The sequence below is a fragment of the Erythrobacter sp. genome (assembly GCF_011765465.1).
GTDB lineage: Bacteria > Pseudomonadota > Alphaproteobacteria > Sphingomonadales > Sphingomonadaceae > Erythrobacter.
The window spans coordinates 3,294,046-3,303,132 of record NZ_CP050265.1; the positions used below are offsets into that span (position 1 = coordinate 3,294,046).

Genomic DNA, 9,087 nt, shown 5'->3' on the forward strand with positions numbered 1-9,087 from the left:
TCAGTGCCTTACTTGCGACCTCGTTCCAAAAGGTCGACCAGTTCCTCGAACTTGGCGCGCTGCTCGGCCTCGTCGCCGCTGGCGATCGCCTCGGCGACACAGCAGGCGGCGTGGTCCTTCAGGACCTGGCTTTCGACCTTGGCGAGCGCGGACTTGATCGCGGCGATCTGGTGGAGGATGTCGATGCAGTAGCGGTCGTCCTCGATCATCTGCGCGACGCCGCGCACCTGGCCCGCGATGCGGTTCAGCCGCTGCACCTTGGCCCTGGTCTTCTCGTCCATCACGATCGCCTCCGCTTGATACCCTAGGGGGGTATGTAGACGTCCGGAGCCGGATGGCAAGCCCGCAAGGAGGCTGCACGAAAGCCGATCAGTGTTCGTGGCCGCCCTCGAAGCCCGCATATTGCTCCGCGGTCATGCCGGGCATGGCCTTGACGAAGGCGGCGATGTTCCAGAGCGTCCTATCGTCATGGGGCGGGCCGAAGGCGGGCATTCCGCTCATCTTGACCCCGTGCTTCACCATCCAGAAGATCTCGCGCTCGCTCCATTGATCCGCCACTCTTGCGAGTGCGGGCGGATGAGGCCGCATCCCGGCGGCCCATCCGGCCTTCCCCGCGCCGACGCCGCCGTGGCAATGGGCGCAGTATTCCTTGTATTCGCCCGCCCCGGCCTCGATCATCGCGGGGGTGAACTGCGGCGGAGGCCCGACATCGCCCGCGCGCGCCTCGACCCCGTTGTGCATCGCGGTGTCGAGCGCCCAGCCGACAGCGGGATTGTGGCGGTCGGTCGCGGCGACATTGTAGGCGCCGGTCAATATCACCGCGAGGCCGATGGCGAGAAGCAGCACCAGCATTCCGATCGCTCCGACGAGTGCGCCCTTGGTGGATGGCTTCATGTCGCATTCCTTTCCGTGCAGTCGACGAAGCCGGCATATCCCAGTTCGTCTTCGGCCCCGGGAACGAGGACGATCATGTCCATGCCCGAAAGCCCGGCATCGCCGCGTTCGTCGCGCGGTCGCAGGAGGACGCTGAGGTCGCCCCTTGCAAACCGGCCTTCGCCCGCGGCGGGAAGCGGGACGAGCTTGCCGTTCAGCTTGATCGTGCCGGTGCCGCCCGGTGCGAACACGAAGGAGGGATAGGCGAGTTCGGTCAGCCGGACGGCGCATCGCCCCGCCAGACCACCGACCGCCGAAAGGTCGGCCACCGACATCGTCTCGGGCTTGACCAGCGCGGGCGAGACATTGGCGAGCGTGGCTTCGGGGGCCATGACCGGCGCCGGGCTCGGTGCGGCCTCAAGCTGGGCTTCGCGGTCGTTGCCGATCGCGGTGTTGCGGTTGCAGCCGGCGAGCGCGAGGATCATGGCGACAAGGGCGATCGCTCTCATTGCCGCGCCTCCTCGGGCAGCCGCTCGGCGACCCGGACCCCGTTTTCCTCGATGTCCTCGAGAAGGTAGCGCATCTGCGCGATCTCGCGCCGCTGGGCGAGGATGATGTCGTGGGCGAGCTTGCGCACGCGCGGGTCGCGGATGTGGGCGCGTTCGCTGGTCATGATCGCGATCGAATGGTGCGGGATCATCGCCGCCATGTATTCGCTGTCGGTCACGGTCGTCTGGCTCCGCAGCAGCCAGAGCGCGACCGAGAACACCAGCGCCGCCACGGCGAGGATCAGCGCGTTCTTCGCCCGGCTCGGATACAAGCTCCACATGAAGAGCAGCATCACAACCATCATCGCCGACCCCATCACGAAGGCCATCCAGAAGCGCGTCTCGCTCCAGAACACGTGGTCGATGGTGAAGGTGTTGATATACATCAGGCCGAACATCACGGCCGTGCTGGTGCCGATCATCGCCATGAAGCGCCAATAGGGATCGCGCCTCTCGCTTTCGCCGCTTTTGCCCTGTTCTTTCAAACTTCTTCTCCCTGTCGATGGGGCAACGGGGCGGGCCGTGGAAGGTTCGCCCGTCAGCGGCGCACCGCGCCTGATGGGCCGCGAGCCGAGTGCCTTCGTCGATCCTCTTGAAATACCCTCGGGGGGTATATATTCGGCCTGTATGAGCAAATCCCCCCGGCTCGCTGCGCCCGTCTCGCGCCGCGGCCTCATCACCAGCACCGCCGCCCTTGCCGCCGCCGCCGCGCTGCCCATGCCCGGCTGGGCGAAGGGCCGCTCACTGTCGCGCGCGGCGCAGGGCTTCGGCGAGCTTTCGGGCGAGGACATCGCGCTCACCATCGGCGAACATCACTTCATGACCGGCGGACGCGCGGGGCACGCCGTGGCGGTGAACGGGTCGGTTCCCGGCCCGCTGATCCGGCTGCGCGAAGGGCAGGACGTGCGGCTCCACGTCACGAACAATCTCTCTGAGGACAGCTCGATCCACTGGCACGGCCTGCTGCTGCCGTTCCAGTTCGACGGGGTGCCGGGCGTCAGCTTTCCCGGAATTCGCCCGGGGGAGACTTTCACCTATTCCTTCCCCGTCCGCCAGAGCGGGACCTACTGGTGGCATTCCCATTCGGGGCTGCAGGAACAGGCGGGGCATTACGGCCCGCTGGTGATCGAAAGCGCCGATCCGGACCCGCGCTACGACCGCGACTATGTCGTGCTGCTGTCCGAATTCACCCCGCTCCACCCGCACGACATCATGCGCAAGCTCAAGGTCGGGGAGCACTACTTCCAGCGTCAGATGCAGACCGCATCCGAAGGCGAGATGCCGGGCGATATGCGGCGGATGTGGGGCCGGATGCGGATGAATCCGCGCGACATCGCGGACGTGACGGCGAACACCTACACCTATCTCGTCAACGGGCACGGGCCCGCCGACAAGCTCGAATTGGCGTTCCGCCCGGGCGAGCGGGTGCGCCTGCGCGTCATCAACGGCTCGGCCATGACTTTCTTCAACGTCCGCATCCCCGGCGTGCCGATGACCGTCATCGCCGCCGACGGGCAGGAGGTGGACGAGGTCGAGGTGGACGAATTCCAGATCGGCGTCGCGGAAACCTACGATGTGATCGTAGCGCCCCCCGCCGGAAGCCACGCGATCGTCGCCGAAAGCATGGATCGGAGCGGCATGGGCGTCGCCAGCCTCACCAGCCACGCCGGCCATATCGCGACCCCGCCGCCGCTGCGCGAAATCCCGACGCTCACCATGACCGACATGGGAATGGGCGGGGGCATGATGGACCACGCCGCGATGGGTCACGACATGGAGGGGATGGAGGGCATGGACCACTCCATGCGCGACACCTCGCTCCTGCCCGCCGACGTCAAGGCGGGGCCGGGCATGGACATGGTCGCGCCCATGCCGTCCGACCGAATGAATTTTCCCGGCCTCGGCCTCGACGAGGTCGAGCACCGCGTCCTGCGCTATACAGACCTCAGGGCGAAGCGGATGAACCCGCACCGCGAGGTCGACCGCGAGATGGAAATCCACCTCACCGGGAACATGGAACGCTATATGTGGTCCTTCGACGGTCGGAAATTCACCGCCGTCACCGATGACCCGATCCGTTTCGGCTATGACGAGCGCGTGCGGGTGAAGCTCGTCAACCAGACCATGATGGCGCACCCGATCCACCTCCACGGCCATTTCTTCGAGCTTGTGAACGGGGCGGACCATATGCACCAGCCCTTGAAGCACACCGTGGTGGTCCAGCCGGGCGGCACGGCGACCTTCGATCTCACCGCCAACGAGCCGGGCGACTGGGCGTTTCACTGCCACCTCCTCTATCATATGCACGCCGGCATGATGCAGGTCGTGACCGTGCGGCCCTTCCCGCAGAACGGGCGGGCGTGATGCGCCTTTTCCTGCTGGTTCCCGCCGCGCTCGTCGCGGCGCCCCTGCACGCACAGGACCATGCCGGCCACGGCGCGCCCCCTGCCGAGACCGCGAGCGAGCTGGACCACTGCGCGATGGGCCACCTGCCGCCCGAACAATGCCCGCCGCAGGACGAAGCCGAGGAAGATCATTCGGCCCACGGCGCGATGGAAGACATGGCCGAGGACGAGAGCGCCATGCCCGGCATGGACCACTCCGCCCACGAAGCCGCGCCCGACAAGTCCGCTCCCGGTGCCGCGAGCGAAACCGCCGTCCCGCCGCGGGCCTTCGAAGGCCCGCGCCACGCCGCCGACGCGGTCTGGGGCGAGGCGGCCATGGCCCCGGCCCGCGCCGCGCTGGCGCGGGACAGCGGCGGATTTCGCACCGGCATGGTGATGATCGAACGGTTCGAAGCGCGCCTTGCCGCCGATGGCGGCGCCGATGCTTTCCTGTGGGACGCCCAGGGCTTTTACGGCGGCGACATCAACCGCTTCGTCATCAAGACCGAAGGCGAGGGCGAGTTCGGCGGCGATCTCGAAAACGCCGAGGCGCAGGCGCTCTACAGCCGGGCGATCGGCCCGTTCTTCGACCTTCAGGCGGGCGTGCGCGTGGACGACGCACCCGACACGCGCGCGCACTTTGTCGCGGGCATACAGGGGCTTGCGCCCTATATGTTCGAGCTCGACGCGGCGCTGTTCCTGTCCACCGAGGGCGACCTCACGGCGCGGATCGAGGCCGAATACGACCAGCGCATCACCCAGCTCCTGATCCTCCAGCCCCGCATCGAGGTCGAGCTTGCCGCGCAGGACATTCCCGAGCGTGCGATCGGCGCAGGCTTCACGAAAATCGAGCCGGGCGTGCGGCTGCGCTACGAATTCCGCCGCGAATTCGCGCCCTATCTCGGCATCGAATACGAAGCGAAGGCCGGGCGCACAGCCGACATCGCGCGCGCCCGCGGGGGAGGACCCCGACGGGATCAGGCTCCTCATCGGCCTGAGGACATGGTTCTGACCCGAAAGGGCCACCGTCGAACCTGTATTGACCGCTTGCGAATTATCGTGCCAAGGGGCGAGCGCATTGCGGGTGTAGCTCAATGGTAGAGCAGAAGCTTCCCAAGCTTAAGACGAGGGTTCGATTCCCTTCACCCGCTCCAGCCCCCGCGGCATTTCCCCGCCATCCTCGCCGAGCCGACGCTGCCTAGCCCGCCTGTGCCGCCTCTTCCTTCATGAAGCCGAGGTCGGGTTCGTCGAAATTGCCGATATTGGGCGAAACGAGCGGGATCTCGGCGTCGGACACGCCGAACCACTTTGCCAGCGTTGCCGAATACTGGTCGACCGATGTCGTCGGCAGCAGGCGTCCCTGGCCCACCTGTCCGTCGTCCTCGACCGAGATCGTCGGCGCGGTGCCGTAGAACTGCCCTCCCCGGACCGCTCCGCCGAGCACGAAATGATGCGATCCCCAGCCATGGTCCGAGCCGTCGCCGTTCGAGGACAGCGTGCGCCCGAAATCCGATGCGGTGAAGGTCGTCACCCGGTCCGCGACGCGCGATCTCGACCATTGCCCGGTAAAAGGCGTCGAGCGCGAAATCGACACCGGCGAGCAGACCCTCATGCGTGCCGATCAGGCCGTCATGGTTGTCGAAACCGCCCGTGGCGACGAGGAAGACCTGCCGCTTCACGCCCAGCTGGTTGCGGCCCGCGATCAGCCGCGCAACGATCTGGAGTTGCGAGGCGAGGCTGTTGCCGCTGCCGAAATCGGTCGCGAGGTTCACGCCCGAAATCGCGTCGTTGATGAAGCCCGAATACTGGATCGAGCGGGCGTTCATCGTCGCATAATCGGCCGCGAACACGTGGTTGCCCTGGGCCGTGATCAGACTGCGCAGCGCATCGCTCGCCGCCCCGGAGCCATAGAAATTGCGCCCGAGCGCGCCGATCTCGATCGCGCCGGCCGGAGCAATGCCGTAAGGCTGCACCTCGTCGCCTGAAAGGAACACCGCATTGCCGGTCGCATTGATCGCGGTGAACATCGAATTGGTGTTGCTGCTCGCCGCGAGGTCGCCGATCCGCCCGCCCCAGCCCGAGGTCGACCCTTCGGGCCGGCCCGATTGCCACGTCGATTGCTGGTCGTTGTGAGAGAACAGCTTTGCCGGGCGGGGGAAACTGGTGATGTTTTCGCTTTCGAACTGCGCCCTTGTCAGCGGCACGATCAACGGGCCGACATTGAGCAGGGGCGCCATGGCGCCCTGGTCGAAGCGCGATTTGAGCCGCGGCATGGTGGGGGCGAGCGCGAGCTGCATATCGTCGGTCAGGGTCTGCTCTTCGAGCGGGCTGAGCACCTGTCCCGTAAGCGCCGCGCGGTCGATCGCGATGCCTCCATTCGCCGGCAACCCGCCCCGGATCGCGGAATAGCGCGCATAATTGGCGGCATCGAAGGGGATAAGCGTGTTGGCGTGATCGTTCCCGCCAAGCAGGAACACGCAGACCAGCGCCTTGTAGCCGTCGCCGCTCGCAAAGGCCGCCGCGTCGGACAGGCCGGCCAGGCCGAGCGCATAGCCCGATGCCGCCCCCATCATCGCGAGCTGCCCCGATCGCCGCATGAAGGCGCGGCGCGATATTTCCCCGGCCTTGCCGATATGGACCATCCGCCGCTCCTCTACTTCTGCACCAGGTAATCGTTCGAGACCATCACTAGCAGCACCGCGCGGTGGATCTGCGCAAGCTTCGCCGCCTCGCTGCTCGCCGGGCTCACCGGAGTGGCGCCGAGCGCATCGGCAATGGTCGTGCGGGTCGATTGCGACAGCTGCCCGGCGGTGAGCAGCAGGTCGAGGCGGTCGAGCAGGGCATCGATATCGTGCACGATATCGAGTTCCTGGGCGTAGGTCGCCCTGACATCGAACATCCATCCCCCGCGCCCGTCGATCGTGCGCTCCATGAAATTGATGTAGCTGGCAGCCGTCGTCTCGTTGACGATCTGGAATTCGGGCGCGACGAGATCCGCCGCGGCGGCCTGCGAATTCGCGGGCGTGTAGCCGGGGCGGAAGAAATTGAAGACCGACGGCGAGCGAAGCGGCGACTGGCCGAGCCGGTTCGCGCTCTGCGACAGGTTCTGCATCAGCCACGCGCCCGTGTCGCTGCGCGCGCCGAAGGTCCGGCCCCACTGGGCGAAGCGCAGCATGGGCTCGCGCAGCTTGCCGAAGGTCGTGCTGGTGAGCGAGGCGGGCGAAAGCGCCTCGTCGTCGAGCAGCACCGCCTTGAACACGGCCCTGAGGTCGCCGCGAACGCCCGAACCATTGTCGTCGAACGCCTGCGCGACCCGGCGGACGTAATCAGGCGAGGGATTGCTGGTGACGAGGCGCTGGATCATCTGCCGGCCGAAGAACGGCCCGACATTGGGGTGATTGAACAGCGTGTCCATCGCGATCCGCAGCGATTCGGGCGCCCCCGTCCCGGCGGGGATCGTGGTGCCGAGGAAGCGCTTTTCCTCCAGCGAATGCGTGTCGCGGCCGAAGGGAAAGCGGCGCGCCGGGTCGGCCGTCATCGGGGCGCGCAGCAGCCGGGCTTCGGGCACGTCGAGGTCGGGCTGGGACGGCGGGGAGGCGAACTTGATGTCGCCCGAATAATCGTAATTATACCCGGTGAAGACCTTGGCGATCCCGGTCACGTCGTCATTGGTGTAGGTCTCGATCGGCTCGCCCGCGCCATCGGTGCGCACCGTGCCGTCGGCGTTGAGCTCGAACAGCCCGATCGAGAACAGCTGCATGACTTCGCGGGCGTAGTTCTCGTCGGGGACGCGGCCCGTCGTCGGATCGGCTTTCTGGTTGCCGAGCGTGTTGAGGAAGACGCCCATCGCCGCATTGAGCGTGATCGCCTCGATCAGGTCGCGGAAATTGCCGAAGGCGTGGCTCTTGAGGATGTCCCAATAGGCGCCGATCGCGCTGCTCGGCCAGATCGTGATGTTGTTGACCGAGACGACGAAGAATTCGGACAGCGCGAGCGCAATGCGCTTGCGGACCGAATTGCGGCCCGACAGCAGCTGGCTCCAGATCATGTAGTCGGCCGGGTCCGAACGGAAGAACCACTGGTTGTCGTCGACATCCTCGAAGCCCAGGCCCGAGAGGAACTGCTCGGCGGTCTGTTCGATGGACTGGTTTATCTCGCGGTCGAGCCACGCCTCGTAGCCTTCCGAGCGCAGCTCGAGAACGTCGCCGGGGCTCACCGAAAGCCCGGCGTGCAGGGCGAAGCGGGCCGCTTCCTCGTCGGTCTGCGGCTTCAGCACGGTGGGCGGGGCCGCGCCGCCGCCCCCGCCTGCCGAGGCGGAGCCGCCAGGCGATCCCGAACCGCCACCCCCGCAGGCCGCCGTGGCAAGACCGAGCGCGAGCGCGGCCGTGCCGGGCGCGGCGATTCCGGCGGGCTTTGCGGGTTCGTCCTGCGTGTTGGAGGAAGGTTCCGGCGACCCGGCGGGGCCGCTTTCGGCCGCTATGCGCTCTTCGGGCTGTTCCAGCGTGTCGGACACTCGCGCTCCCCCTCCCTGTCGTCGCGCTATCAACGTGAAAGGAACGGGCGGGTCTGTCAAACCCTTCGCCGGGCAAGGTTATTGCAGGGTCGCGCCCTTCGCCGGATCGCCCGCGCGGAAGATCAGGGTTTCGACTTCGGTGCCGCTGCCGATGTTCACCCGGTTCTCCTGCCGCGCCCACACGTCGGTGAGGATCAGCGAGCGCACGGTGAGGCGCGCGCCGGGCCGGGCGAGGGCGCTTCCTGGTAAATGACGAGGCTGCCCCCGTCGATCTCGCTGCCGAGCAGCGTGAAGGCGACCGGCTCGCCCGCGTGGGTGACGGTGAAGCGTTCCGCGATGTAGCGCACGAATTCGCGGCGGCTGGGGATGTCGCCGATGATGTCGGGCGCGGCGATCCCGCGCCGCTTCAATGCGTGTTCGGCATCGTGGAGCGGCACGCGGTGGACCACTTCGAGCATCCCCGTGCGCGCATTGTGCGAGACGATCGAGATCGCGGTCTTCTGCTGGTGCGCCGATGCCGGCAGCGCCAGCACCAGCGCCGCGAGGAGCGCGAGCAGCCAGCGGATCATTGCGAACCCTGGCTTTCCGCCATCAGGTCGCGGCCCGTGCGCGAGCTTGCCTCGGGCGACTTGAAGGCTTCGACCCGGCTTTCGATGATGCGGCGCGGATAGTAGTTGTTCTCGACGTCCGCATCGGCGGTTTCCCAGTCGGGATCGACGACGACGCTGGCGAGCCGCTTGCCCTTGGGAAAGACGAGCAGCTTGCTCAC

Annotated in this window: 14 protein-coding genes and 1 tRNA gene; 6 read left to right on the forward strand and 9 right to left on the reverse strand. The window is 67.0% G+C overall.

Translation table 11 applies throughout. From position 1 onward, the window contains the following. Positions 1 to 8: 8 nt before the first annotated feature. The 4 genes from G9473_RS15960 to G9473_RS15975 form a co-directional block, all read right to left on the reverse strand. Positions 9 to 281, reverse strand: coding sequence for a metal-sensitive transcriptional regulator (locus G9473_RS15960; protein ID WP_291134799.1), 273 nt, complete (start codon positions 279 to 281; stop codon positions 9 to 11). Positions 282 to 369: 88 nt separating this feature from the next. Continuing rightward, complete coding sequence (locus G9473_RS15965; RefSeq protein ID WP_291134801.1) at positions 370 to 894, reverse strand: cytochrome c; 525 nt, start codon at positions 892 to 894, stop codon at positions 370 to 372. Then, the gene (locus tag G9473_RS15970; RefSeq protein WP_291134803.1) at positions 891 to 1,382 is read right to left on the reverse strand and encodes a DUF6692 family protein; all 492 of its coding nucleotides are present in this window, start codon (positions 1,380 to 1,382) and stop codon (positions 891 to 893) included. Before G9473_RS15970 ends, G9473_RS15965 begins: the two co-directional genes overlap by 4 nt. Further along, positions 1,379 to 1,843 (reverse strand): DUF305 domain-containing protein, encoded by a 465-nt coding sequence (locus tag G9473_RS15975; RefSeq protein ID WP_291138545.1) that lies wholly within the window; start codon positions 1,841 to 1,843, stop codon positions 1,379 to 1,381. Before G9473_RS15975 ends, G9473_RS15970 begins: the two co-directional genes overlap by 4 nt. A 205-nt stretch (positions 1,844 to 2,048) precedes the next feature. On the opposite strand from G9473_RS15975, the gene G9473_RS15980 reads away from it, so the two are divergent. From G9473_RS15980 to G9473_RS15990, 3 genes are all read left to right on the forward strand, one after another. Further along, on the forward strand, positions 2,049 to 3,785 hold the full coding sequence (locus G9473_RS15980) for a copper resistance system multicopper oxidase (protein WP_291134804.1): 1,737 nt from the start codon (positions 2,049 to 2,051) through the stop codon (positions 3,783 to 3,785). After that, positions 3,785 to 4,906, forward strand: coding sequence for a copper resistance protein B (locus G9473_RS15985; protein ID WP_367159828.1), 1,122 nt, complete (start codon positions 3,785 to 3,787; stop codon positions 4,904 to 4,906). Before G9473_RS15980 ends, G9473_RS15985 begins: the two co-directional genes overlap by 1 nt. Then, a tRNA-Gly gene (locus tag G9473_RS15990) sits at positions 4,886 to 4,959 on the forward strand. Before G9473_RS15985 ends, G9473_RS15990 begins: the two co-directional genes overlap by 21 nt. Before the next feature lie 44 nt (positions 4,960 to 5,003). Here G9473_RS15990 and G9473_RS16060 read toward each other — a convergent pair. Further along, positions 5,004 to 5,417, reverse strand: a complete 414-nt coding sequence (locus G9473_RS16060) for a DUF1501 domain-containing protein (protein WP_367159114.1) — start codon at positions 5,415 to 5,417, stop codon at positions 5,004 to 5,006. Between G9473_RS16060 and G9473_RS16065 the strand changes: the two genes are divergently transcribed. Genes G9473_RS16065 through G9473_RS16075 form a run of 3 tightly spaced genes read left to right on the forward strand, consistent with a single transcriptional unit; the run spans position 5,416 to position 6,477 of the window. After that, positions 5,416 to 5,790, forward strand: coding sequence for a hypothetical protein (locus G9473_RS16065; protein WP_367159115.1), 375 nt, complete (start codon positions 5,416 to 5,418; stop codon positions 5,788 to 5,790). The genes G9473_RS16060 and G9473_RS16065 overlap by 2 nt on opposite strands. Positions 5,791 to 5,803: 13 nt before the next feature. Further along, on the forward strand, positions 5,804 to 5,938 hold the full coding sequence (locus G9473_RS16070; RefSeq protein ID WP_367159116.1) for a hypothetical protein: 135 nt from the start codon (positions 5,804 to 5,806) through the stop codon (positions 5,936 to 5,938). Then, positions 5,935 to 6,477, forward strand: a complete 543-nt coding sequence (locus G9473_RS16075; protein ID WP_367159117.1) for a hypothetical protein — start codon at positions 5,935 to 5,937, stop codon at positions 6,475 to 6,477. Before G9473_RS16070 ends, G9473_RS16075 begins: the two co-directional genes overlap by 4 nt. On the opposite strand, the gene G9473_RS16000 is transcribed toward G9473_RS16075, so the two are convergent. From G9473_RS16000 to G9473_RS16015, 4 genes are all read right to left on the reverse strand, one after another. Further along, on the reverse strand, positions 6,459 to 8,318 hold the full coding sequence (locus G9473_RS16000; RefSeq protein WP_291134806.1) for a DUF1800 domain-containing protein: 1,860 nt from the start codon (positions 8,316 to 8,318) through the stop codon (positions 6,459 to 6,461). The two genes, G9473_RS16075 and G9473_RS16000, sit on opposite strands and share 19 nt — an antisense overlap. 78 nt (positions 8,319 to 8,396) lie before the next feature. After that, entirely contained in the window at positions 8,397 to 8,525 is a 129-nt protein-coding gene (locus G9473_RS16005; protein WP_291134808.1) for a hypothetical protein, read from the reverse strand. Continuing rightward, positions 8,513 to 8,887: a DUF6702 family protein gene (locus G9473_RS16010; protein WP_291134810.1), complete on the reverse strand. Its 375-nt coding sequence runs from the start codon at positions 8,885 to 8,887 to the stop codon at positions 8,513 to 8,515. The genes G9473_RS16005 and G9473_RS16010 overlap by 13 nt, the downstream gene beginning before the upstream one ends. Then, positions 8,884 to 9,087: a hypothetical protein gene (locus G9473_RS16015; protein ID WP_291134812.1), complete on the reverse strand. Its 204-nt coding sequence runs from the start codon at positions 9,085 to 9,087 to the stop codon at positions 8,884 to 8,886. The genes G9473_RS16010 and G9473_RS16015 overlap by 4 nt, the downstream gene beginning before the upstream one ends.

Coding starts and splice junctions, on each gene's coding strand:
- G9473_RS15960 (WP_291134799.1), bottom strand. CDS start 281: ATGGACGAGAAGACCAGGGCCAAGGTGCAGCGGCTGAACCGCATCGCG.
- G9473_RS15965 (WP_291134801.1), bottom strand. CDS start 894: ATGAAGCCATCCACCAAGGGCGCACTCGTCGGAGCGATCGGAATGCTG.
- G9473_RS15970 (WP_291134803.1), bottom strand. CDS start 1,382: ATGAGAGCGATCGCCCTTGTCGCCATGATCCTCGCGCTCGCCGGCTGC.
- G9473_RS15975 (WP_291138545.1), bottom strand. CDS start 1,843: ATGATCGGCACCAGCACGGCCGTGATGTTCGGCCTGATGTATATCAAC.
- G9473_RS15980 (WP_291134804.1), top strand. CDS start 2,049: ATGAGCAAATCCCCCCGGCTCGCTGCGCCCGTCTCGCGCCGCGGCCTC.
- G9473_RS15985 (WP_367159828.1), top strand. CDS start 3,785: ATGCGCCTTTTCCTGCTGGTTCCCGCCGCGCTCGTCGCGGCGCCCCTG.
- G9473_RS16065 (WP_367159115.1), top strand. CDS start 5,416: ATGCGTGCCGATCAGGCCGTCATGGTTGTCGAAACCGCCCGTGGCGAC.
- G9473_RS16060 (WP_367159114.1), bottom strand. CDS start 5,417: ATGAGGGTCTGCTCGCCGGTGTCGATTTCGCGCTCGACGCCTTTTACC.
- G9473_RS16010 (WP_291134810.1), bottom strand. CDS start 8,887: ATGATCCGCTGGCTGCTCGCGCTCCTCGCGGCGCTGGTGCTGGCGCTG.